Annotated in this window: 17 protein-coding genes; 6 read left to right on the top strand and 11 right to left on the bottom strand. The window is 57.7% G+C overall.

Features of this window, described 5'->3' with window-relative positions; all coding sequences use genetic code 11:
• Positions 1 to 19: 19 nt before the first annotated feature.
• The 4 genes from ACQKLP_RS16905 to ACQKLP_RS16920 form a co-directional block, all read right to left on the bottom strand.
• Entirely contained in the window at positions 20 to 3,193 is a 3,174-nt protein-coding gene (locus tag ACQKLP_RS16905) for a SusC/RagA family TonB-linked outer membrane protein (protein WP_427323973.1), read from the bottom strand.
• Between the two features lie 54 nt (positions 3,194 to 3,247).
• The gene (locus ACQKLP_RS16910) at positions 3,248 to 5,011 is read right to left on the bottom strand and encodes a hypothetical protein (RefSeq protein ID WP_427323974.1); all 1,764 of its coding nucleotides are present in this window, start codon (positions 5,009 to 5,011) and stop codon (positions 3,248 to 3,250) included.
• 543 nt (positions 5,012 to 5,554) lie between these two features.
• Positions 5,555 to 6,160 carry a hypothetical protein gene (locus ACQKLP_RS16915; protein WP_427323975.1) on the bottom strand — a complete coding sequence of 202 codons (606 nt, stop codon included), beginning with the start codon at positions 6,158 to 6,160 and terminating at the stop codon, positions 5,555 to 5,557.
• A gap of 153 nt (positions 6,161 to 6,313) precedes the next feature.
• Positions 6,314 to 6,673, bottom strand: a complete 360-nt coding sequence (locus tag ACQKLP_RS16920) for a hypothetical protein (protein WP_427323976.1) — start codon at positions 6,671 to 6,673, stop codon at positions 6,314 to 6,316.
• Between the two features lie 181 nt (positions 6,674 to 6,854).
• On the opposite strand from ACQKLP_RS16920, the gene ACQKLP_RS16925 reads away from it, so the two are divergent.
• The 5 genes from ACQKLP_RS16925 to ACQKLP_RS16945 all read left to right on the top strand — a co-directional run bounded on the left by ACQKLP_RS16925 (position 6,855) and on the right by ACQKLP_RS16945 (position 12,263).
• Positions 6,855 to 8,252 (top strand): hypothetical protein, encoded by a 1,398-nt coding sequence (locus ACQKLP_RS16925; protein ID WP_427323977.1) that lies wholly within the window; start codon positions 6,855 to 6,857, stop codon positions 8,250 to 8,252.
• Positions 8,253 to 8,342: 90 nt separating this feature from the next.
• Entirely contained in the window at positions 8,343 to 9,080 is a 738-nt protein-coding gene (locus ACQKLP_RS16930) for a class I SAM-dependent methyltransferase (protein ID WP_427323978.1), read from the top strand.
• A gap of 253 nt (positions 9,081 to 9,333) precedes the next feature.
• Entirely contained in the window at positions 9,334 to 10,533 is a 1,200-nt protein-coding gene (locus tag ACQKLP_RS16935; RefSeq protein WP_427323979.1) for an acyltransferase family protein, read from the top strand.
• A gap of 21 nt (positions 10,534 to 10,554) precedes the next feature.
• On the top strand, positions 10,555 to 11,562 hold the full coding sequence (locus tag ACQKLP_RS16940; RefSeq protein ID WP_427323980.1) for a sensor histidine kinase: 1,008 nt from the start codon (positions 10,555 to 10,557) through the stop codon (positions 11,560 to 11,562).
• Positions 11,559 to 12,263, top strand: coding sequence for a LytR/AlgR family response regulator transcription factor (locus ACQKLP_RS16945; RefSeq protein ID WP_427323981.1), 705 nt, complete (start codon positions 11,559 to 11,561; stop codon positions 12,261 to 12,263). Before ACQKLP_RS16940 ends, ACQKLP_RS16945 begins: the two co-directional genes overlap by 4 nt.
• Before the next feature lie 73 nt (positions 12,264 to 12,336).
• On the opposite strand, the gene ACQKLP_RS16950 is transcribed toward ACQKLP_RS16945, so the two are convergent.
• The 6 genes from ACQKLP_RS16950 to ACQKLP_RS16975 form a co-directional block, all read right to left on the bottom strand.
• Positions 12,337 to 13,809 (bottom strand): alpha-L-fucosidase, encoded by a 1,473-nt coding sequence (locus ACQKLP_RS16950; protein WP_427323982.1) that lies wholly within the window; start codon positions 13,807 to 13,809, stop codon positions 12,337 to 12,339.
• Between the two features lie 54 nt (positions 13,810 to 13,863).
• A complete protein-coding gene (locus ACQKLP_RS16955) occupies positions 13,864 to 14,838 on the bottom strand; it encodes a discoidin domain-containing protein (RefSeq protein ID WP_427323983.1) in 975 nt (324 codons plus the stop codon).
• Between the two features lie 36 nt (positions 14,839 to 14,874).
• On the bottom strand, positions 14,875 to 16,638 hold the full coding sequence (locus ACQKLP_RS16960) for a RagB/SusD family nutrient uptake outer membrane protein (protein WP_427323984.1): 1,764 nt from the start codon (positions 16,636 to 16,638) through the stop codon (positions 14,875 to 14,877).
• Between the two features lie 38 nt (positions 16,639 to 16,676).
• Entirely contained in the window at positions 16,677 to 19,997 is a 3,321-nt protein-coding gene (locus ACQKLP_RS16965; protein ID WP_427323985.1) for a SusC/RagA family TonB-linked outer membrane protein, read from the bottom strand.
• Between the two features lie 291 nt (positions 19,998 to 20,288).
• The gene (locus ACQKLP_RS16970) at positions 20,289 to 21,476 is read right to left on the bottom strand and encodes a FecR family protein (RefSeq protein ID WP_427323986.1); all 1,188 of its coding nucleotides are present in this window, start codon (positions 21,474 to 21,476) and stop codon (positions 20,289 to 20,291) included.
• Positions 21,477 to 21,570: 94 nt separating this feature from the next.
• Positions 21,571 to 22,134, bottom strand: a complete 564-nt coding sequence (locus ACQKLP_RS16975) for an RNA polymerase sigma factor (RefSeq protein WP_427323987.1) — start codon at positions 22,132 to 22,134, stop codon at positions 21,571 to 21,573.
• 608 nt (positions 22,135 to 22,742) lie between these two features.
• Here ACQKLP_RS16975 and ACQKLP_RS16980 point away from each other — a divergent pair.
• The gene (locus tag ACQKLP_RS16980; RefSeq protein ID WP_427323988.1) at positions 22,743 to 23,552 is read left to right on the top strand and encodes a class I SAM-dependent methyltransferase; all 810 of its coding nucleotides are present in this window, start codon (positions 22,743 to 22,745) and stop codon (positions 23,550 to 23,552) included.
• Positions 23,553 to 23,703: 151 nt separating this feature from the next.
• Here ACQKLP_RS16980 and ACQKLP_RS16985 read toward each other — a convergent pair whose 3' ends face one another.
• Entirely contained in the window at positions 23,704 to 24,972 is a 1,269-nt protein-coding gene (locus tag ACQKLP_RS16985) for a hypothetical protein (RefSeq protein WP_427323989.1), read from the bottom strand.
• Positions 24,973 to 24,987: the final 15 nt, after the last annotated feature.

Here is a 24,987-nt window from a genome sequence, read left to right on the forward strand (position 1 = left end):
GTTAGACAGGTTTGAATGATCAGAATGAGGTGTTGAAACCGACGCTGAACGTCCGGGTGATCGGGTATCCGATGGCGTTGTTCGCTTCCGGGTCCAGGTGCGTCATGACGAAGTTTTTGGACAGCGTCATGAGGTTCTGTCCACCTACGTACACCCTTGCGGATTTCAACCCGATGGGGCTGATCCAGGACTTCGGGAGGTTGACGGCCACTTCCGCATTTTTCAGGCGGGTGAAAGCGCGGTCGGTAATGAAGAAATCGTTGGCGGTGAAGTTGGTGTTCGATTTGGTGCTGAGGGCGGGATAGGTGATCTTCTCCCCTGCCGCGTACCGCCCGGGCGTCCAGGCGTTGCGGTGGAAGTCGAAGAACGTGCCTTGTTTGATGATCTCATACACCCCGTTGTCTGCATACCGCCCCGTGTATTTGCCCACGCCCTGGAAGAAAACGGTGACGTCGATCATTTTCCAGGTGGCGGCGAACGTGGCGCCCCAGGTGAATCCCGGGATATGGCTGTAGCGGAGCGGCTGCATGTCTTTATCGTTCACGACGCCGTCGCCGTTAAGGTCTTTGTAGATGAAATCCCCCACGCGCGGGCTCCCGAAACCGTACGTCGTTTTCGACAGATAAGCGTCCAGCTCCTGCTGCGAATTGAAAAACCCGTTTCCGTTGCTGCGGTCTATTTCATATCCCCAATGCTGCCCCAGCATGTAGCCCGTGCGGCGGAGGCGGTAGGCGTAAGATTCGTCGTTGATGGCTTCGTCGACGAAGCGCACTTCGTTTCGGTTGATACCGTAGTTGCCGCGGAACTGCACGGACCAGTCGCGGTTCAGCTGCCGGTGATATTCCAGTTCGATTTCGAAGCCGCGGTTTTCGATCTCGCCCAGGTTCACTTTCGGGATATTGCCCAGCGGCACGCCCTGGATGGCCGGGATGGTACCGCGGGTGATGAGGATTTTGGTGCGGTCTTCGGTGAAGTAATCGAAGGTGATGCTGAGGTCGCGGAAGAGCTGGAGATCCAGTCCCACGTTCCGTTTCAGCGCCTCTTCCCAGGTGATGTCCGGGTTGCCGAGGAGGCCCTGGCTCACGCCCTGGCCCAGGCCGAGGCTGCCCAGCGGACCGCCGCCCATCGTGATATTGCTCTGGTACAGGAACCGCGCGCTGCCGATCTTGTCGTTCCCCACTTTCCCATACGAGCCGCGCAGTTTCAGGTTGGTGATGACATCGTTCCCTTTCAGAAACCGTTCGTTGCTGATCACCCATCCCACGGAAGCCGCCGGAAAGAAACCGTACCGTTTGCTTGGCGCAAATTGCTCGGAGCCGTTGTAACCGGCGTTCAATTCCGCGAAATAACGGTTATCGTATCCGTAAGTAGCCCTGGCGGAAATGCCGATCACGTTGAAGGGGATTTCGCCGCCGGTGGATTCCCAGTAATCCCGCTGCGCAAGCACCATGCCGGTGACGTCGTGCCGGCGGTTAAACTGGCGGGCGTAATTGATCCGCCCCTGCATGTTGATGTTGTAGCGGGAATCGGCGCCCTTGGCGAGCGACAACCGGTTTTGCCCCGTGCGTTTAACGGAATAGACGAGCTCGTCCGTTTCATAATTGACCTGCGCCAGGTACAACGGTTCCAGTTTGGCACCCTGCATAGCCGTGGTGCCGCGGGAATCGAACGAGATCATGCCGCGCATGCTCAGGCCGGGCGTGATCAGCTTGCCGAGGTCCCACTCGAGGCCGAGCGAGCTGTTGAGATTGGAGCGCACTTCATGCCGGTAACCCTGCCGGTTCATCACTTCGAAAGCCGAACGGTCGAGATACCCGGGATCGATGATCGCCCCTTCCGCCACGCCGAAACCCGGCAGCGCCGTGGGCCCGGGCGTAATGGGAAGGATCGTCTGCGCCTGGTAGATGAGGTCGGAGATCATCCAGTCGGTACTGCTGTTGGGATAAACGCCTGCCGAAGGCATGTTCACCCGTTCGATATAGCTGCCGATGTTCAGGAAGCTTTTCAGGGAATTGGTGATCTTGTAATCGAGGTTGGAACGGAAGCTCCAGCGGTCCATCTTCGCCGATGGGTCGTAACCCAGCTTCGATTTCGGTTCCACGTTGAGGTTGCCCCCCTGGTGGAGGTAGTTCGCATTGGCGAAATAGCTCACTTTGTCCGTCCCGCCGCGAATCCCCATGTTCACCCGCGTCTGCGGCGCATATCGCTTGATGAGCTCGCGGTAATAGTCGTGATCGGGATACATGTACCGGCGCACTTCCGCTTTCCTTTCATAATCCGGATCGTTGGGATCGAGCCCGGCGAGCGGGTTTTGGTATTTGGCGATCACTTCTTCGGAAAATGGCGGTGTGGTGATGCCGTCGTTCTTCGACGCTTCGTTGCGCAGGCGCATGTAGTCGACCGAGTGCAGCCGCGCGGGCTCGTGCGTGAATGATGCCCAGCTCTGGTCTACGCTCAGGCTCAGTTCCGCCTTTCCGGGCTGGCCGCGCTTGGTGGTAATGAGAATTACGCCGTTGGCGCCCCGCACCCCGAAAGCCGCGGTGGCGGACGCGTCTTTGAGAATGGTGATGGACGCGACTTCGTTGGGGTCGATGGTACGGATATTGTCCCGCGGAACATCGTCGATCAGGATGAGCGGGCTGGCGCCGTTGGTAGTGGCTACGCCGCGAAGGTACAGCGTGGCATCGTCGCGGCCGGGCTGGCCGCCGGCAGACTGGATGGATGTAAGGCCGGGGAGTTTTCCCGCCAGGGCCACGGCCAGGCTGGCGGAGGTGGTCATCCGCAGATCTTCGGAGGTAATGGAAGATACCGCGCCGGTGACGGACAGTTTTTTCTGCTGGCCGTAACCGACCACTACCACTTCGTTGAGGCTTTCGTTGGAAGCGGCGAGGCGAACGGAGAGCCGTTCCCTCCCGTTGACCGGCACCTGCTGGCCTTTGTAGCCGAGGAAGCCGAAGATCAGCACGGCATCGGGCGGAACGTTGAGGGAGAAACTCCCCAGTGCGTCCGTCTGCGTGCCGATGCCGGCACCCGCCACGCGAACGGTGACCCCGGGCAGCGGCGTGGCGCCGGCGGAGTCGGAGACCGTTCCCTTAACGGTTATTTTGTTTTGCGACCGGGCCGGCAAGGCAAATAGCATCACCGCCAGGAACATACAGCATGTTACCCGGATTCGAGTATTCAGTTTCATCATGACGTGGACAGTTTTTCTTTTACATGTTGTGGATTTGTTGACGATATACGTGGATCATTCAGCGTAAGCGTAATTGAAGCGGCCGGCGGGCGCTACGTCGCCGTTGACGAGGAAGTCCATGATGTTGCCCGATTCCTGCATATTGTCCGACCATTTGAACTGGAACCGCAGCGGCCCATTGCCGAAGTGTTTCCGCGGGATGCGGACTTCCATCCGGTTGCCTTCATACCGGTATTCCACCTCCGCCGCTTTCTTCCAGTTCCAGCCGGCCACCGATTTTTCCAGGATGGCTTTTTTGCCCGGTGCGTTCCTGTTCAGGACGAGATCGTATCCCTCCCAACCCGTTTTCGCATCGGCGTCCGTATCGATGAACAGGCGCATCCAGGCCGGACCGGTATGCGGCGTGATGGGCGCGGCCGTTTCGATATAGAAGTACACATTTTGCGCGTCGCGGGCCACGCGTGCGGCCACGAGATCGTTCCGGCCGGTGTTGTTCGTGTAGTGCGTTCCCTTGAAACCGTCGGAATCGCGGTGCCCTGTGTTGCCTTTGTGGGCGCGGAAATGGGGGGATACGCCTTCCCAGTCGGAAAAGTTGCCGTCGATCCGGATAGATTTCGGTGCGGAGGCTTTCTCTTCCGCCGGCATGCCTTTGAATTTGCGGATATTGGCGATGAGCTGATAGTAATAATTGTCGCCATGGCCGCCTTTCATGGGCTCGATGTCTCTGCTGTGCTCGGTATCGAACTGGTCGGGGAACGCGTTGGGCTGTTGCTGCCAGACGTCGTACCGCCCGGCGATCCATTCGTTCCAGCCCGTAACAAAAACGAGCTCCACGTTCTGGCCGAGGGCGCGGTCCCACTGTTCCTGGAAGTTCAATCCGTATCGATGCGCGTCGGGCCTGGGGTCCTGGCCGTTTCTGTCGGTGTAGCTGCGGCCAAACGAGCCGGGCATGTTCATGGCGCTGAGGCCGTTGTGTTTGGTCCAGTTCTGCGACACGCCTACGGTCATCTGTTCGAAGCTGCCATCGCTGTTTTGCGCGAAACCGTGCTGGGGGAAGATTTCCAGCCATCCCCAGTGGTCCTTTCGCTGGGGGCCTTTATCGTAGACCGGTTGCCCGGGGCGGAAGGTAAAGAAATTGCGTATTTCGGGATCGTCGATATTATCGGGGTATGCCATGATGAGGGGTTTCCCTTTCCACTGGAACCATAAATCCCTGTAGAGGCCTGGCTGATAGAGATCGCGGTAGATCTGCCGGATGGCGCTGAGGGTATGTTTGCTGGCGCCGAAACCGAGCATGAACGCGATCTGCGGCGTGCGCACACCGTCTTTGCGGGCCTGGTCGAACACTTCGCAGAGGGCCATGTAGGCGGGTTTCCAGACGAGGTCGCCGTTGGTGCAGTCGAACATGATCATATCCACGCCTGCATCTGCGAGCATTTCGGCGTGCTTGCGGATGACCCATTTGTCGGTATTGGTGTAAAATCCGAACAGGGGCTCGTTCCAGAAGTTCATGATATTGGCGGGCCACTTCGGATGGTGGTAATCATGAAGGGCTTCCGGGTATTGCTGCAGGAACGCGGTGGTGTTGTTCGGTGCGAGGTGGGCCTGGTGGTAATGCCAGGTCCAGTAAAAAATACCGACGTACTTCCCTTTCTTTTCCGGTCCCGTCGCTGCGCTGACGGGGAGTTTCCGGCCGAGGGCGTCCGTTGCGGGCAGCGTGGCGGAATAGTTGCGCAGGGCATCCTGTGCGCGGAGCGGCTGCAGGAAAGACAATAGCAAACATAAACCGGCTGCGTGCCGGAGAGCGGATGTATACATACTAAAAGAATAAGCAATAGTTGGTGACGCCCCTTTAGCTGTTCAGGCGCACTGTTTTTCAAACGTGGCAAATCTGTACCCGGCTGATAATATCCGGCGGCGACAGTTTTTTGCGCGTGGTGATGCATGTCTTATGTAAGGGATCGCGATGCTGCCCACCTGTCCTGCTTCGCTGCCAAACCATTGTCTACAGGGTTTCCGGGCCGTTTATTTTTGTATCAAGTCCGCATCCGTCTCTTGCTGTCTACTCATTAACGAATCAATAATACTCGAATAATATTTTCCCTGCAACCTGCTCCATCCTGCCTTCCGTCCTGCACCGTCCTGCACGGAACGCCGGAACGGGCCATGGCGGCTGATCGCAAATCAAATTGGGTTTGATTTTTTTTCGGGGGAAGGGAGATTATCGCTGCGGGGCAAGCGCGCAAGGGGGCGGCAACCGGGCCCTACGGATCAGGAAATGAGGAAAAAAATTACTTACGGAGCAGCCTGTACGAATGAACATGCATCCGCATCACTAACGGAAACAATTATACGAATGGATCACTGCTGCGGACCGGTTTTCACGGCGCCGGGGAGGAAGGGCAGGTACGATGCGGAAGGATCGGCGCCGGGCGCGTGAACGATAAGGCCGGTGCAAAACATTTTCTGGTTGACTTCAAACGTGATCCCTTCCGGAGCTGTCAGCACCCGGATGGTGTCTGCGCCTGCGCGGTACCAGGCAGTTTGTTTCAGCTCGAAGCTGCGGGTGAGGTCGGCCAGTGCGGTGCCGGTGCCGGCGTTGCCGGAAGTGCGGTAAGATGGATCGGTAGTGCGGAACATTTTGATGCGGGCGGTATCGTCTACCCCCATATTACGCTCGGTGTACAGCGAGGTGAGGGCGCCATTCGTTTTCCAGATGGCCATCGCTTTGCCCATGGCGGCATCGCCGCTGTCGGGCTTCCCCATTTTCGCGAGCACCGTAGCGGCATCGGCACCCAGTACGAAGGCACCTGCGGAAACACCGGGCTTTACGAGGCTGTCGGCCGGCACAACATCCGTCACAACGGAATCTTCCATCGGGGGAACGGCATCGGCGTTGCTGGTGTCAGGGCCGGCGTGGCAGGCGGCCACGAAGGCCATGGCAAAAATGGGAAGCAGGTTTTTCATGAAGGAAATAGCAGCAAGAATCCTGCCATCTCCAGCATGGCTTTCAGCGGAAATCGATGACGGCAGGCCAGTCCGCTAGATGCCGTCATTGCAGCGCGAACAGCAATAATAAATGTATCTGCCCATGGATATTGCATCTTCGGCAGGCATGCGTCAATCGACGTTCCAATTTTCCAGATCATCGACAGGGTTGGGAAGTCGCCCTTCCAGCCATTCCAGGGCAAGGGCCGGGGAAAATGCATGTTCGGTGGATGCGATGATCCAGTACAGGAAATCTTCCGGCCCGCCGTTCAGGTACGGCGGCGCGGATACGGGGTAGAACCGGGTCGGCAGCCGTTCATCGACCGACAGCCAATTGCAGACATGCCCCAGCTCCTGCACCACATTCCAGGCCAGATCGTGCCTGACGTCCAGCGAAAATTTGATCCACCAGGTGCCATCACTTTCAGTACCGTTGGCGATTTCAGGGCGTACGGCAGGTATTCTTTTCATGAAATCCAGGAGCGTTTGCATAGCTGTGCAAATGATGAAGTTGCAATGTACGATGCGGCTTTTCAACATACAAACGCCCCATTCGTTTCCCTGCCGCCGTAAAACCCCGTTTCAGGCAGGTTATCCTCCATTTGGGGGTTCGGCGTTTTCCTTCCACGGGCCCACACGGTAACTTCACAAACGGAACCAAGCTATAACCCCTATGATCCGCCATGCAATTTGGGCTTTAGCCCTCATCACGCTTGCTGCTTGCAAGAAAAAGCCTTCGACCGATGCCCCCGGCCCGGGGTCCCCGCCTCCGGCCGTCACCGGCAAACCTTTTACGACATCCAAAGGCGCCGTTGCCGGGAACCCCACCACCGCCGTGATCACCGCCGCGGGAGGCAACCTCCATACATCGGAATTCGATATCTCCGTCAGCGTGCCCGCCGGCGCCGTAACCGGGAACCAGACCTTCAGCATCCAGGCAGTATCTAACACCCTCCGGCCCGACAAACCCCTGACCGCTTTCCGGCTCCTGCCCGAAGGCGTCAATTTCCAACAACCCGTGACCGTGACGCTCCGCTACGACGAGTTCGACCTTACCGACGGCGCCGAAGAAATGCTCATGCTCGCCTGGCAAGACAATAACGGCACCTGGCACCCTCTGCCCACCACGCTCAACAAAACGAACCACACCGTTTCCGCGAACGTGACGCATTTCTGCGACATCGCGTTCTACGAACAGTTCGAGCTGTTTGCCGCCAAAACCCGCGTGAAAGCGGGCGAAACGCTCGCATTACGCGTAGGCGTGCAGGAAATCAGCGTCAACCAGGATTCCCTGCTGGCGCCGTTGCAGCACCGTATCGACGATAACGGTTTCGGCCGCGCCGTGGCCAGCAATTATTCCATGCTGCACGACAAATACGCCGCCCGCGCCACCGGCTGGAAAGTATCCGGCGGGCCCGGCGAGATCACCGTGCAGAAAAACCCCTTCAACCTCGACGGCAACGCCGTTTACAAAGCCCCCGCCACCGTGAGCACCATCACCGATGCCGAAGTGGAAGTGACGCTGGAAGGGCTCCTCGGGCTGAAAGACCCCGCCGCCCCCAACGGGACCCGCAAACCGGAAAAGCTCGTGCTCCGCAAAAAATTCGAAGTGGAGCCCGCCGGCAACGCCACCTTCATGAAAATCGAAGTCGATTACGAACCGGTAGCCATCCATGCCCCGCAGGAACCCATGTACGCAGTGTGGGACGATGGCGAAGTAGCGGTTTTCGAGACCGGTGCGCCCAATAGCGTGAACTGCAAACTCGTGCTCACCAAACCCCTCGCGGGAAGCTGGCCCTGCGGCGCCATGGAAGGTAATGCTACCGAAGCTTCCGTGGAACTGCATTTCGACGCCAACCGGTTTGCGCTGTCGAGGTACTGCAAGTTGATCGACGGTGTCAGCACGGAGCAATATTCCACCGGTAAACTGACGATCACCAAAGTCGGCAACGCAGGCGAACCCATTGAGGGCGTCTTCGAAGGGAAAGTGTATAAACCTGCCAGTCCCACCGAGTGCGCCTTCCTGGTGCATCACCTGAAAGTGACGTTCCGCTTCCTACGGTTTGCGTGATGTGAATGGCATATGAATAGACGGCGGCTCCCGGTACGGGGGCCGTTTTTCGTTGCGGATGGATTAACTTTAAGACAAATCGCGGTCACCATGCAACAGAATAAATACGACGATCCTGCATTTTTCCTCGAATACAGCCAGATGCCCCGTTCCGTTCACGGGCTCAACGCCGCGGGAGAATGGAGCGTTTTCCGCCGGATGCTGCCTGGGCTGGAAGGGGCACACGTGCTCGACCTCGGGTGCGGTTTCGGATGGCATTGCCGGTACGTGCGGGAACAGGGCGCTGCTATGGTGACGGGGGTGGATATTTCGGAAAAGATGCTGGAAAAAGCCCGTCAAACCACCAGCGACCCCGCCATTCAATATCTCCGGATGCCGATCGAAGACATCGGGTTTCCGGCGAACAGCTTCGAAGTGGTCTTCAGCTCGCTGGCTCTGCATTATGTGGGGCCTTACACGGAAGTCTGCCGCAAGGTATTCAACTGCCTCAAGCCTGGCGGCGCATTCGTTTTCTCCTGCGAACATCCCGTATTTACTGCACTGCCGCAGCAGGACTGGTTCACGGACGGCAACGGGGACCGGCTCCACTGGCCGGTAGACCGCTACCAGGACCAGGGCCTCCGCGAAACTTCGTTCCTGGGCCATTCCGTCCTCAAATACCACCGCACGCTGGAAACCCTCCTCAACGGGTTGACGAACGCCGGTTTCCGGATACAATCCATCGCCGAACCGCAACCCGCTCCAGACGTTATCGCCCAGTACCCCGAAATGAAAGACGAGACCCGCCGGCCCATTTTCCTCCTCGTTTCCGCTCAAAAACCCGGATAGCCGGCTGACCTTTTACGGGCATGCGAATGCATTTGCGACAAATAGCGGCCAGCGTGCTGCCGTACTAACGCAGGGATACCGTACAGATACAGTAGGGATATAGTACGGATATAGTAGGGATACCGTACTGGAACAGTACCAGCATCTGATATTTACGCAGCGGCCTGCAGTTCGTCAAATCTTCGCTACCGGTGGTCAAACGGCGGCGGCCGGAATCCGCGAAGGCGGATAAGTTTGCAGCAAATCCTGTAACATGGCCACACACATTCGCCAACATTACCTCGACTGGCTCCGCGTTTTCGCGATCATCGGCGTATTGCTTTACCACGCCGCCCGGCCTTTCATGGTCGACGATCCCTGGCATATCAACAACGCCGCCAGCAGCGAAGTGCTGACGGAGCTCGCATTCTGGTTGAGCCGTTTCCGGATGCACCTGCTTTTCTTCATTTCCGGTGCGGTTACCTGGTACATGATGCGGCGGCGTACGGCCGGGGGCTTTGTGGCGCTGCGTTTTCGGCGGCTGTTCATCCCGCTCGCCGTGGGCATGTTCCTCATCGTTCCCCCACAGGTATATATGGAGCGTGTGAACCAGGGCTTCAAAGGGAATTTCCTGGATTTCTACGGACAGGTGCTCCGTTTCCAACCGTACCCCAAAGGCGATTTCAGCTGGCACCATCTCTGGTTCATCGCTTACCTTTTCCTGTACGACATCCTCCTGGCGCCGTTCTTCGCCTGGGCGGCCTCGCCGAAGGCCAAAGCCTTCACCGAAAAACTGCGGTGGTTCGCCGCCGGAAAAAGGGTGTACCTGTTGATGCTACCTTCCGTGGTATGGTTCTCCGCGAAGGCGTTGCGGCACCCCGGCACCAACGACCTCATCCACGATTACTGCTACTTCCCTTACTGGATGCTGTTCGTGGTGGCAGGGTTCCTTTTTATGATGCAGCCTGCCCTGATGGACAGCCTCGAGCGCAACCGGCGCACCTCCCTTACGTTCGCGTTCGTGCTGCTGCTGGGCATCAATTACCTTCGCTGGAACGACATCGGGCTGGAAAGCTGGCTGCCGGATTGGGAAACGAACCCGGTAACCTATCTCTATATTGCCCGCTGGCCGCTGTTGTCGTGGTGCTGGGTGATGGCGCTCACCGGTTACGGAAAGCGTTACCTTTCGCGCTGGCGCGCCGTTCCGGATTATGTGAACCAGTCCGTCTACCCGTTTTACATCCTCCACCAGACCATCATCGTCATCATCGCGTTCTACGTGGTAAAAACAGGCGACACCATCGGGATGAAGTACCTTTTCATCACCATCGCTTCCCTGCTGGCTTCGGTGCTCATCATCCACCTGTTTATCCGGCCGTTTGCGTGGGTGCGGTTGCTGATGGGGATGAAAACCGGTGCGGTAAAAGAAAAGGCGGCGGAGCCGGAAGTGGCGCACCTGCCGCAGGTATCCTGAATTTTGGTTAACTTGAAAGATATGAACGGTAAACGCTGGCGCTGGTTGTTCCCTCCCCTGTACGGCCTCTGCATTTATGCAAGCGTAAGGCTGGTGAACGACGTCATTTCCGACACCCGGTTCTGGGAGCGGCACTGGAGCATCAACGCCTGGGAACTTGCGACTTGCTTCACAGTGAGCTATGTATATTTCTTCGTCCTCATGCGGCTGCTGCGCAAGCGCCTGAGCGCCACCCGGCCCGCATCGCGCGAGCTGCTGGAAGCCGCGTTCTACATCGAATTGATCTCCTCCTGCACGCTCCTGCCCCTGGCAGCGTTCACGGACGATGGCTGCCAGTGGTACGACGTGGTGAACCTGTACCTCATCCCGCTGCTGTACTGGCTGCTGTTTTACGCCTTTGCGCGGGGGAACGCCTGGGTGCGGAAAAGCTACGAACAGCAACTGCTCATCGAGCAGATCAATAACGACCGGCTGCAAACGGAGCTCAGGTTCCTGAAAGCGCAATATCACCCGCATTTCCTTTTCAACGCGCTCAATACGGTGTACTTCCAGATGGATGACGATGTGCCCCAGGCCAAGCGGACCATCACTTCCCTTTCCGACCTCCTGCGCTACCAATTGTACGACCGCCAGCAAACCGTGCCCGTCCACCGCGAAATCCAGCACCTGGACGCCTACATCGGGCTACAGCGCGAGCGGATGAACGCGCACCTGCGCCTGGAGGTCGCGTTCAGCGATCAGCTCCGCGATCAGCCCGTTTATCCCCTCCTGCTCCTGCCCCTCGTCGAAAACGCATTTAAATATGCCGGCGGCGATTACTGGATAAAGATCAGTGCTGACCTGGAAGACGGGCAACTCGTTTTCAAAGCCGCCAACGCCAAGCCGCCCATCGCCGCAGAAGTGAAAGACGGCGGCATCGGGCTGGAAAACCTCCGCAGAAGGCTCGCCCTGCTATATCCTGGCCGCCATTCGCTGGAAACGGTCAACCAGCCCGGGTTTTATTCCGTGACTTTAAAAATCGACGTATGAAGATCCGATGCGCCATCACCGACGATGAGCCCCAGGCCCGCAAAGGCCTCAAAGGATATGTGGAACAGGTGCCGTTCCTGGAGCTGGCCGGCGTTTGCGAAAACGCCATGGCGCTCAACGAGCTGCTGCGCACCACCGATGTCGACCTCGTTTTCCTCGACATCGAAATGCCCTACCTCAGCGGCATCGACCTGCTGAAAAGCCTCCAGCGCCCGCCGAAAGTCATATTCACGACGGCTTTCGAGCAATATGCGCTGAAAGGGTTCGAGCTGGAAGCCGTGGATTACCTCCTGAAACCCGTCACGTTCGAAAGGTTCCTAAAAGCCGCCAACCGCGCGCACGATCTACTTTCCACACAACCTGCAACACCCGCCGACAATCATCTTTTCATCCGCACAGACGACAAGTTCGTCCGTATCCAGTGGACGGACATCCTCTACGTAGAAGGCATGGAAAATTACGTCCGCATCCATACACCTCAAGCCACGCACATCACGCATGCCACGCTCAAATCTGTGCTGGAGCACCTTCCCGACCCTCCTTTCCTCCAAACCCACAAATCCTACATCGTCAACACGTCCAAAATAACCGGCATCGAAGGCAATGTCATCGAACTGGGAAAATGGCAGGTGCCGCTGTCGCGATCCCTGCGGGAAGCCGTGCTGGAGCGCCTGCTGCGCGACCGGTTGCTGAAGAAGTGACGAAACAAAAACGGCGCACCTGGAAAGGCGCGCCCTTTATGCAATGTAGTAACAGTGACAATGGATGGAACGGTTATTTCTTAGCCAATTCCGGCCGTTTTTTAGCGAATTGTTCTTTATAGATCCCGAAGGTGTGAAGGGCAGGACATGCCTTTCCGCCGGTAATGCGCAGCCTTACCGCCTTCGCTTTCACCGGTTCATGGCGGATCAGCCATTTATAGCCGACCGACTGTTTGGCCGTAGCCTCGGGAATGGCGAGCCAGCTTTTCCCGTCTTCCGAATAATCTACCGACCACTCCGTGGTCCTGTGCCCGAGCTCGATCACTTCCTGCAGCATGATCACGTCGAAAGTTTTTGCGGCAGGCAGCTGGAATACCAGCGTATCGGTACTGTGCGCATCCGTTCCCGCATAATAGGTACCGGGCTTGCCGTCGAGCAAATGTTGGGCGCCAAACCGGCCTCCACGCGGATGCAGTGACGTTACCACGGCGCCTTTGGCCAGGTTGTTCTTGAACGTGCCGTCGATCAGCAGCCGCAGGCTGTCTGTCCGCTGTGCATCGATCTCATGTACCAGCCCCCGCCGGTCGGGCGGGTAATTGAGGAGCAGCACGCTGTTGTGGCCTACAGACTGGAAATAGATGTCCCACAGTTCACGTACCGTTTTCACCCTTCCGTTTTCGTTGGTGTGGTAAAACCAGCTGGGGCGGATAGAGACGTCCGCTTCTGCAGGCACGAACGCAGATCCGTTCTGCTGGCCCTTGTTGAGGTCATCGATATGCTGCGCTTCGTCGCGGATGGCCGACAAGTCGATATTCGCCCAGCAGGGATCGCCGGAAATACCGGATTCGTTCCCGTTCCAGCGGCAATCGGCGAATTTGTTGGAATTTTTCGTTCCGAACACCACGCATTGCGGCTGCAGTTTGCGGACCGTATCGGCCCAGCGGGTGTAAAACGCTTCGGTGAGCTTGTCGGCACCGGCGCCGTCCCACCAGATCTCCCAGATCGGGCCGTAGTTGCGGAGCAGCTCGGACAGCTGGTCTGCATAATAATCGGCATACTGCGGTGTGCCATAGCGCTTGTCGTGCCGGTCGTGCGGCCCGAGGTAAATGCCGGCCTTGATGCCGTCTGCCTTGCAGGCATCGGTGAATTCCTTAACAACATCGCCCTTCCCGTTTCGCCAGGAGCTATATTTCAAAGAGTAGTCGGTGTGGGCAGACGGCCAGTTGCAGAAACCGTCGGCGTGCTTGGCTACGAGAATGGCGGAAGGGATGCCGGCGCGCTTGAGCACGCGGGTCCACTGGCGGCAATCGAGCGCCGTGGGCTGGAACATTTCGGGCTGCGCGGTACCGTCGCCTTCATTGTCGTCTGTAAACGTATTCATCCCGAAATGGAAAAAAGCGATCATTTCGCGCTTGTACCATTCTATCTGGCGGGCGTTCGGCACGGGCCCCACTGGCCGCGGCGCGTCTTGCGCCGCGGTGTAGAAAGGCAGGCCCAGTAATAGAGCCGGTAAACATTTTCCTATTTTCCCAATAAATCCCATCATGGCTTGGCTTGTTTTTAATTAATTGTTGAATGGCGGCGGAGAGGCGGTGGAATGTTAAAATGCGCCCAGCTCGGCCAGGTGGCAATAAGATGCGTCGTATGCGGATTTGAAGATCACCTTGAAATACCTGGCCTTCCGGAATCCGCTCAGGAACTGCTTTTGCTTGCTGAGCGTCTTTTCCAGGGTGAATGCCCCGGCCGTGGTCCAGGTGGTGCCGTCCATACTGATCTGCACTTCCACTTCCTTCGGCTTTCCATCCTGGTCGTTTTGCCGGTCTATAAACCACAGGCCATGTAATTCTTTTTCTTCGCCGAGGCTCACAGTGATATGGTGCGGCGGCCCGGGCGAAGCGTCTTTCCAGGCGGAATGCCAGAAAGTCCCGTTATTGCCGTCGAGCGTATGGACCGCCTGCCCGCCGTTCCCCCATTGGGCTTCGGCAGGCTCTTCCGACGAAAAGCCCGCGATCGTCCACTTATCCCGCGCATACTCCGGATAGTCGGCCATATTGGGTTGGGAGCGCACGAGGTAATAAGTGGTTTTCAGTTCTTCGTTCACCGCTATGCTGCCCTTGCCTACATGCAGCGTCACCGGCAGCAGGTACCATGTCAGCACGTCGATAGCGCCCGTACCGGTCGTTTTCACCTTGATCTCGAACGGCTGGGTGGAGAGCCCGCCTTTGGGGATCACGCCTTCTTTCTGGACAAATTCGTAGGATGATGCGGGAAGTATCGGCCAGGAAGTGCCGTTCTTTTCGTTGAACGTATCCACCATTTTCGGCTCGATCGTGAATGAAACGGGAATGTCGGCCGCGGGGTATTCCTGTCCCCCGTAATTGGCGCCGTACACCAGCGACTGCGGCTGGTCGGTCACCAACAGCGTATACCTGGCAGGATTGTTCACCGCCTGCGGCATGTACACTTTCTCGTACTTCCACAAAGGCTGGTCGGGCAGGTCTACCGCATCATCGCTGCAGGAAACAACGGAAGCGGCGATCATCGCGTATGCAAGGAAATTATATAATGTCTTCATGCGTGTTAGGATCAAAGAGTTGACAAATGAAATTCATTACCAGTAAGGCGCCTGTACCACGAGCCGCGCGCGGTCGAGCTCCGTTTGCTCGATCGGGAACCAATAATAGGCCGGGCGGTAAACGCGCCGCGTCATTTCCCTGCGCTGATAAAAATCTTCCCCGTCGCCGTCTACGTTCATCCCGTGCAGCGGGCCGTTAACGTACTGGTCGAGCACTTTCCAGCGGCGGATATCGAACCAGCGGTGCATTTCGAAAGCGAGCTCGATGCGGCGCTCCGCACGGATCTTTTGCCGCATGGCGGCCTGGCCGGCAGGCACGGGCAGTGCAGCGCTCCCGTATTGCGGGATACCGGCGCGCTGGCGGATGAGGTTGAGGTATTTGAGGACGTCGGCATTCCCGGGGTCTGCTTCGTTGAGGGCTTCCGCGTAGTTGAGATAAATTTCGCCGAGGCGGATGTTGACCTGCGGCCGGTCCACGAAAGAATTGGTGAGCCGGTTGGAGCCGGGGTGAAGGTTTTTGCGGCAGAGGTACCCGGTATGGCTATAATCTTCCTTGCCGTCGCGCTTACCATCGCGGCCGGAATAGTCGAGGTTCACGGTGGTGGGTTGCGTCAGCGCGCCGCCCTGCCAGGTGCTGCGGTTGAAGGTGATGGAGGCGTAGAAGCGGGGCTCGCGGTTTTTGTACATGTTATACACGCCGTTGGTGAAGCCGCTTTCGCTGTAGAGGCCGGATTCGGAGATGGATTTCCCGTCGGCCATGAAATAGGCATCTACCATTTCCTGGGTGGGCGACATCCCGTTCCATCCCCCGGCGGAGCGCAGGTTGCAGTGGTTTTCCCAATCCCAGAGGTTGTTGGCCGGCCGGGCGAAGATGATCTCCTTGTTCCAGGGTTCCAGCAACATATACTGGTAAGAAGTAACCGGGTTCCCGTCAGCAGATTTGTACAGCTCAAAAATCCCCAGGTCTATCACCGCCTTGCTGGCGGCCGCGGCCGCTTCCCATTTGGCTTTGGAGAACGTCTGCGAGATCAGCGCCTTGCCGTCCTGGTTCCTGTAGCCGGCATAATCGGCATTCCCGTTGTACAGCGGACTGGCGGCGTACAACAGCATCCGGGCCTTGATGGCCATGGCGATGGGCTTGGTCATCCTGCCATATTCCTGGTCGCTCGGCTGGCCGTTGCGGGAAGGAACGAGCGGCAGCACGGCGGCTGCAGCATCGAGCTCCTGCGACACCCAGGCCACGCACTCGTCGAAGCTGTTGCGGGGGAACTGGATCTCCGTTGCGTCCGCCTTGATCTCTTCATTCCCCAGCAACACCACCGGTCCGTATTGCCGCATGAGGCAAAAGTAGAACCAGGCCCGGAGGCAGCGCGCTTCGGCCTTGTACTGGTCGATCAGCTGCTGGCCGTTGAGCTGGAGGATTTCGCGGTTTTCGTTGATATGATTGATAAAATACGAGGCCGAACGGATCCCCTTGTAATAATGGCCCCATTTGGCGAAGGGAACGTTCCCCGAGTTGATCACGCCCAGGTTCAGCTTGGTACAGGCATGCGATGTCCAGGAATCCTGTATCTCGTCGCAGGAAGTGGTCCAGGGGTTGCTGTCCCACTGGTTGCCCTCGCTATCCATAATATAGCTGTACACGTTGGCGAGGTATCTTTCCGATGCTTCTTTTTTCTGAAAAACTTCTTCGATCGTGATCCTGTCGTCCGGCACCTGGTCCAGGTACTTGCTGCAGGAAGCCGCGCCCAGCATCACTGCCAGCAGGCCCGTTATCGCGATTAATCTTTGCTTCAACATAAAATCGATTTAGCTGAATGTTTTAAATAAGGTGGAAATTATCTGAAGCGGCAATCGATGCCGATGTTGTAGGTTTTGATGAGCGGGTACATCGCTCCCTTCCCATCACCCAGCTCCACGTCCCACATTTTGAACTTGCTGAACGTGGCCAGGTTGTAGCCGAGGAAATAGAGCCGCATGTTGGCCAGTCCTACCCTGCGGAACCAGTCCGGCTTCTGGAAAGTGTAGCTGAATTCCAGGTTTTGCAGGCGGAGGAAAGCCCCGTTTTTCACCCAGTAGCTGCTGGTTTCGTAGTTCATGTTTTCCGTTCCGTAGGTCAGGCGCGGATAGAATGGCCGCGGATCGGGGTTTTCCGGCGTCCAGCGGTTGCTGATCTCCGTGAACAGGTTGCCGCGGGTACTGCCGTGGCTGAAAGGCTGCAGGCCTGAACCGTTCAGGTAAATGTCCACCTTGCTGATCCCCTTGAAGAACGCGCCCAGCGAAAATCCTTTCCATCCCAGCGTAGGCCCGAAGCCGTATACGATTTCGGGGATGGAACCATTGCCGATGGGGCCTTTGTCCTTATCGTTGATCATCCCGTCTGCATTGAGGTCTTTGTACCTGATGTCGCCCGGCTTGTTGATGCCGGTCTGGTACGGGCTGTTGGCGATCTCCTTATCGTCTTTGAACAATCCGAGCGCGATCAATCCGAACCGCTGCCCCAGTTTCCGCCCTTTCGTTTGCTGCCAGGGATATGGCAACGGCGCCCTGGCGTCGTCGATCACCGTCGCGCGGTTCCAGGTGAAATTCCCGCGGAAGCCTACGTCCACCGCCCCGATACGCTTGTTGTACTCCAGCGTGGCGTCCAGGCCCTTGTTGTGGATCTCCCCGAGGTTGCCCCAGGGCAGGTTGCGGATACCCATGTATTGCGTAATGTCTCCCCGTTGCAGGAATATCCCCGTCCGCACTTCGCGGAACACGTCCGCCGTAAGGGAAATGCTATTGTCGAGCAGTTTCAGATCAACGCCCAGGTTGCTCTTGTGCGCCTTTTCCCAGGATACTTCCACCGCATAATCCCCGATATCATACCCGTCGAACCGGTTGTTCATCGATTTGCCGAAAGTATATCCGCCGTTCCCGCCGTCCACCGTCGAAATATAAGCGAACCGGCGGCCGTTGATGCTGGAGTTGCCCACCAGCCCGGAAGAGAAGCGCAGCTTGAGGAAAGACACCGCTTTGGTAAAATCGGTAAAGAACTTTTCATTCGTCAGCACCCATCCCAGCCCGAAAGATGGGAAGAACCCGTAACGCTTGTCCGGCGCAAACGTCTCCGAGCCGTTGTAGCCGAAATTCGCTTCGGCCAGGTAGCGGCTGTCGTACCCGTACGTCAGCCTGCCGGCCAGGCCGCGGTAACGGTTGGGGATAGACGACATGAAGTCTCCCGCAAAGGCATTCACATAATCGCTCTGGTTAAACAGCACCATGCCGCCCACGTCGTGCTTGCCGTAAGTACGTGCGTAGTTGATGGCCGATTCGGTATAAATCCGGCGATCGCCGCCATTGGCGCGGTTATATCCGAGATAAGCCTGCCCCACCCTCGTCTGGTCCAGCATCAGCTTGCCGTCGGCATCCCGCCCGGTGGCGATATATCCGTCCACCGTTTTGCGGCGGTTGATCTCGTGGTTGTTGTAATTGTCGAAAGAGAACATCGTGGTGGCCGACAGCCCTTTTGTGATGAAGTCGAGCTCCTGCGTCACGCGGACGTTGCTCCAAAGCTGGCTGCGCACTTCGGTGGAATATCCGCTTTGCGTGAGCTGGGTGTAGGGATTCCACAAGTCGCCCGAGCGCTGCTGCGCGAAAAGGCCGTTCGAGTATTTCGGCGGATGCACGATAGGCGGCACCAGCGTGGCGAGCCCCCAGATATCGGAAGCGCTGTTGCCGGGATAGTTGCCGTTGGTGATATAGCCCGAGGCGCCGAAGTCGAGCTTCGTGGATTTGGTGATCCGCAAATTCAGGTTCGAGGTAAAATTGAACCGGCTGTATTTGACGGCATAATTGTATTTGGACAGCTCGTCCACTTTGTACAATCCCTTTTCATCGAAATAACTGAGCGAGATGTAATACTGTGCGTTGTCGGAGCCGCCGTTGACATTGAGGTTGGCGCGTTTGTTCTGCCCGGTCTTGTTGAACATTTCCTTGTACCAGTCCACATTCGGATACAGGTCTGGATCGCTGCCGTCGGCCGTTTTCTGGATGGCTTCCTGCGAATACAGCGGGTTTACGGCGTTGGGATTGCTGTTTTTATACGCTTCGTTGGCCATGTGCATATACGTGACGCCGTCCGCGAAATCGGGGACGCGGGTGAATGCGGTGACGCCCTGGTTGTACTGGAAATTGATGGAAGGCTTGCCGGCCTTGCCTTTTTTGAGGGTGATGAGGATCACGCCGTTGGCGCCGCGCACGCCGTAAACGGCGGTGGCAGACGCGTCTTTCAGAATGCTGAAGCTGGCGATGTCTTCAGGATCGATGTTGTTGAAGGCCCTTTCCACACCGTCTACCAGCACCAGCGGGCTGCTGTTCGTGAACGTGGAGATCCCGCGGATCCAGACTTCGGCATTGTCGTACCCCGGCTCGCCGCTGCGCTGCACGCCGATCATGCCGGCAACGCGGCCGGCGATGACGTTAGACAGGTTGGCGACGGGCTGTTTGAGCTCTTCCGCGCGGATGGATGTTTGCGCGCCGATGGTGGTCACTTTTTTCTGGTGGCCGAACCCTACTACCACGAGATCGTTCAGGCTGCCGGCGCGGGCTTCCATGGTGATGTTATGGACGATGCGCTCCGAAATGGTCACCTGTTGCGGATTGTATCCGATATAGGAAAACTCCAGCACATGGCCCTGTTCGGCGCCGATGGTGTAGAACCCGTTTTCGTTGGTCACTGTTCCCTTGCCGGTGGCGATATTGCGGACGGTGACCCCGATCAGCTCCTTGCCCAGCTGGTCTTTGACAGTTCCGGTGATCCTGAGCTCCGCAACGGGAGGCGCCGCTGCTCCCGGCTGGGGAATGGCTTTGATGAAGATATAATGCTGCTGCTGCTCGAAGCCGAGCTGTGTGGCCGCCAGCAGGAGCTTAAGCGTTTCTTCCACGCTGCGCCATCCTTTCGGGAGGTTTACGCTGGCGTAGGGCTTCAACAGCGAGGCTTTGTAGGCGAACCGGAAGCTCGTGGCCTGCTCGATGTCTTTAAGGGCCCGCTCCAGGCTCTTATCCTTCACGCCGAGCGTGATCATGACTTTGGAAAGGTCCTGGCCCGACGATCTGGCGGCAGATAATACGCCCGAGCACGACAGGACAATAAACATTACGAGCACCGACAATCTCATAAAGCGAAGCATTAAACTGACAGGTAGCGGAATCCGGGCCCTGTTACCGGGACCAGTTGGAAAAAAATCCATAATTTTAGTCGATTTTAGGCAATGATGAATCCTTGTTTAAATCATCCGCGGCAGTCGTTTGCAACACGCTGCAGCGGGCTCCGGGCCGTTGTGATTGGCGTCGCGACGGCCCATTTTCTTTGCTGGAATGTCCGTTCACGGAGGAGATGCGGAACGTAGGTACAGTTGCATGTTCATAACGTATTATTTGGTTGATAAGAAATCAGTGGAACCTGGTGTTTACCGGCATTCGGAGCCGTCTATGACGATTTTTCGATCAGTTATGCGATAGTTGATCCCGTTGTATTTGGAAATGATGCCCATTACCTGTTCCACCGACTCGCCTTTCAGGAACGATACGGTAAAACGGCAACCGGAAGCGCGTGGATTTTTAATTGCTACGTCTATGTTGAACCATCGCTCGAGCATGGGAGCGGCTTCTTCGAGGGTTACGTCGTTGAATACCAGCTCACCGTTCGTCCAGGCAGTGATTTCGCGGGTATTGACGTCGGAAGCGATCCGGATATCGCCCTCGGGCGACAATCGGGCCTGTTGCCCGGGCTCCAGCCTGTGCGCGCCTGCATTGCCGGCGATCACTTTGATGCTGCCTTCGGTAAGGGTGGCGGCGATTTGAGGCTCGGAGGCATAGGCCCTGATATTAAAGGCGGTGCCCAGCACATCTACCTGCATGTGCTCGCGGACCATCACGCGGAAAGGCCTTTGCGCGTCTTGCACCACTTCGAAGAACGCTTCGCCGTTCACTTCCACCGTTCTGGCGCTGTCACTGAACGCCGATGGGAACCGCAGGGAGCTGGCCGCGTTCAGCCAGACGCGGGAGCCGTCGGGCAGGCGGACCGAAAACCGGCTTCCCCTGGGGGTAGACAGGGTATTCATCCCCGGCACGACCGCACCCTCTTCCGCTCCCTCGTACTGCAGCAGGGTGCCTTCGCGGTGGAGGGTAATGCCTTGCTGTTGGATCACCTGGTTGCCGGTGCTGTCCAGCTCCATAGTGCTCCCGTCTGCCATAGTAAGCGTTACCCGCTGCGCGTTTCCGGGATACTGGCGTTGCGCCGTCGTATGGCCCGGTTGCCGGCTTTCCCGCTGATGCCACGAAAAGATGGACACGGCCAGCAACACAGCCGCAGCAGCAGCCCAGCCCAGCCAGCGATACTTTCCTCTTTGGGGAACCTCCAGGCCCTCGTGCAAGCCACGGGCTTCATCCACAGCACCTTCGGCCATGGCCGTCCAATAAGCGGCATCGCGCTGAGGCAGACCGGCCGGAGCGGAAAGCAGCCCATCCACCAGGCGCGTGGCTTCTCCGGAAACGTCGTCGCGAAGGATAGCCGTCAGTTCGTCCAGCTCAGCGTCCGTAGCCGCCCGGGCTGCCGCTCTTTCTACCAGGTAAGTGATGCGTTGGATATTTTGCAACAGTTTTTCGTTTTGGTTTTGGCGTTGCGGGAATACCGCACATAACTATTCCTATCCCGATAATCAGGATCGTACTATTCCAGCAAAAAAAAATTTAAATCATCATAAACAGTACCAGCGGAAGGAGGATCCCCTGGCGGGCGAGGCTGTCCCGGAGGTGGACCAGTGCATTGGTCAGGGTATTTTTGACCGTTTGGACCGACAGGCCCAGTTTCCCGGCTATTTCCGCGGGGCGGAGCAGTTCTTCCCTGCTCATCAGGTAAATGGTGCGCATTCTTGGCGGCAGCTGTGCCACTGCTGCGGCGATCTTGCGCCGGGTTTCAGATAACAATAACCGTTGCTCGGTGTCATGCAATGCGGGCCCCGGCAGCGCCGAGCCCTGCATCACCACCTGCCCCCTTTCCTGCACGCCCCGGTGGCGGAGCCAGGCATAGCTGCGATAATATGCGATGCGAAAAAACCAGGTCCGGGGATTTTCCAGCTCCGGCAGCTTTTCCCTGTCGAGCCAGATCTGCAGCAACACGTCCTGTACGATATCCTTCACCGCCCATTCCGTCCGAATGGCCTGGAAAACGGCCTTTTCCAGCAGTGGGCCATAATGGACGACGAGCGTGGCAAACGCATGTCCGTCCCCGTCGGCGATCTCCCGGAGCAACACTTGTTCGTTATGTAGCGAATTAACTTCCAATCGGACCTACGGCAATCGTTTAAATGATAAAACGGGTAACGCATCGGGCGCGCAACCAAACAACGGACTACCGGATACATTGCAGGCCGGTGTATGCCGCCCGGCCTGTAGCCACAAATATATAAAAACGGCGGTCATCAGCAGGCGGAGAGATAAAATATCGGACATGCAGATGCAAAAGCCGCCCGCAGCGCGAAATCGATAGCATACGCGGCCAGCTCAAAACGGAGAAAATCGGCCGTCGCCGGCATGCGCATGAAAATATTTGCTGGGAAAGCGGGGAGATTGCGCGTTTCGGCACCGGGCTCCGTCGTAGTGAACCGCCGAAGCCTTAAAATGCGCGGGGCATGAATGCACGATGCTTTGCGTTTGCTCAACGAGCCGATCAGCTGGCCGGGACTTCCGGGAACGGGAATGGTAACGGGAATGATCAGCGCTCCGCCGAAGTATTTCAGCTTTGCCTGCCAGGATATTCCGGGGACCGGAGCCGTTCGCGCAAACCGGATGATCCGCGCTCCGCGGCGTGGGAAGCGCGGATAATTGCGGGAAACGCCGTAATTTGACGCAAACCCTTATTCATGAGTGATTCCGTAGCTACAGACAGGGCCCGCATGCCCGAAGGTACCAATTCCGTCCTCGACCGCAGGACCGTAGAAACAGACAACCGCAACCTCCTGCCGCTGCTGCGGCCCGGCCTCCGCGTGCTCGACGCCGGATGCGGCACTGGCGCCATCACCGCAGGGATCGCAGGGCGCGTGGCGCCCGGTGGCAGCGTTACAGGCATCGATACCGGCGAATCCCTCATCCGGCAAGCCCAACAGCAATTCGCCGGCGTACCCGGACTCCAATTCGAGATCGCCGACATCCACGATTATTCTCCCGCCGAAAAATACGATCTCGTTTCCGCCGCGCGCGTTTTGCAATGGCTGCCCGATCCGCTGCAAACGCTCCGTTGCATGAAAGCAGCCCTTCAGCCAGGCGGCATCGTTTCCATCCTCGACTACAACCACGAAAAAATATCCTGGGACCCCGCGCCGCCGCCATCCATGCGCCGGTTCTACGACGCGTTCCTCCAATGGCGCAAAGACGCGGGCTTCGATAACGGCATCGCCGACCGGCTGGTGCATCTCTTCCGCGAAGCAGGATTCATCAATATCACCATCCAGCCCTTCCACGAATCTTCCACCGCCGGCGACCCGCACTTCGAAGCCACCGCCGGCATCTGGACCAAAGTAGCCGCCACCCGCGGCGTGCAGCTCGTCAACGACGGATATATCACCGAAGAAGAGCGCCTTGCCGCCATCGCCGATTATAATGCGTGGCTCGCCGGACCAGGGAAATCCATGCAGCTGTATTTGCTCGCCGTAACTGGGAAAAATCCGGAATGATGCGTGAATGATGGGTTAAAACCCAATTTCCGGATTCTTGATCCGTCCGATTCGCTGGCCATGGCCTGTAAAATCCGCATCGCGAATAAGTTGATGGGTCAAAACCCAAATTTCCAGACTGTCTTGAACGATCTAACCCTGGCGATTTCCATCAAAACGTTTCCGTAAGCACCGGCGTACCGTCGGGCCGGGCAAATGCCACGGAATCCACGGCGCCGGTGCCGTCGAAGCGGATGCTCAGGCCCACCAGTTCGCCCGCGGTTTTGACATATGTATGCCGGAATGCTTCCCTGCCGTTCACGAGCACCTTCGCCTGGCGGTTTTTCACTTCATACCGCAGCTTCACCCATTGGCTCACGTCGCAGCCCAGGCGCGAAAGATCGGCGTTGGTGGCCATGAACGACGTGTCTCCCATCATGAGGAACATTTCGCCCACGCAGCCCGGCTTCGCCAGGGGAACGATGTGCGCGCTTTCCGTACCATGCAGCACGATCCTGATGCCGCCGCAGATCGCCGAGCCCTGCACGTATTCATTGCGCAACGTGGCTTCGAAAATGAAATCGTCGGCGCTGAGGCCTTTCATATCTTCGATATAGAACAGTTTGGTAACGGGCGGTTTGGGTTGAAGGGGGATGTTGCGGGCCTCCAGCTGCCGGGCCGTCAACCGCCAGGCGCCGTCATGGACCGTTTCGGCTTTGGAATAATATACCGGAACGGGATGGTCCTGCTCCACGGCCGTGAGCCATCCGCCGGAACGGATCAACAGTTCCTGTTCTTTTACAATGTCTTTCCCCACGATGAGCTTGGCCTTGAAGTGACCGGGATAATAATAGATCGACGTATACACATTCCCGGTAGCCGGCACGGCCACGCGGCGCCGCGGGTCCCACGACTGCTGGAAAAATACCGAATCGTCCCCGGCGGCGCGGGCATCGTAATGGAACACGACGGAATTGGGGATCCCGTCCGACAGCGGCTCCACGGAAAAGGAATAGATCCCCCTGGCCCGCACCGGTTGGCCTTTCAGCCAGCGGATACCCATCCAGATCCCCAGCAGCACGAACAGGCAGCCGAGCCCTGCCCATAACAGCCGGTTGCTGCGCCGGGGCTCCGCCTCCTGCACCTGCGGTCCCTTTTCATCCGCATCGCCATCCGGGAACTGCTGCTTCAGCTCCCGCCATCCGCCATGCCCCGCAAACCGCGCCAGGGTGTTCAGCGTCGTGAGCGACGGCAGGCTGTCGTATTTCACTTTCCCCCACACCCGTTTGAGCGTGCTTACGCTGAGGAGCACGCCCGTTTCCTCCTGGATCCGGCCGGAAAGGGTCTCGAAATCCCCCCGCTGCCATTCGGCGCTCCGGCCCCAGCCCATCCGGGCTTCGATCTGCCGGCAACATTCCTGCAAAACCTCCTGGTTATTCACAATTGATAATCAATT

The sequence above is a fragment of the Chitinophaga sp. NPDC101104 genome, from assembly GCF_050277495.1.
Taxonomy (GTDB): Bacteria; Bacteroidota; Bacteroidia; order Chitinophagales; family Chitinophagaceae; genus Chitinophaga.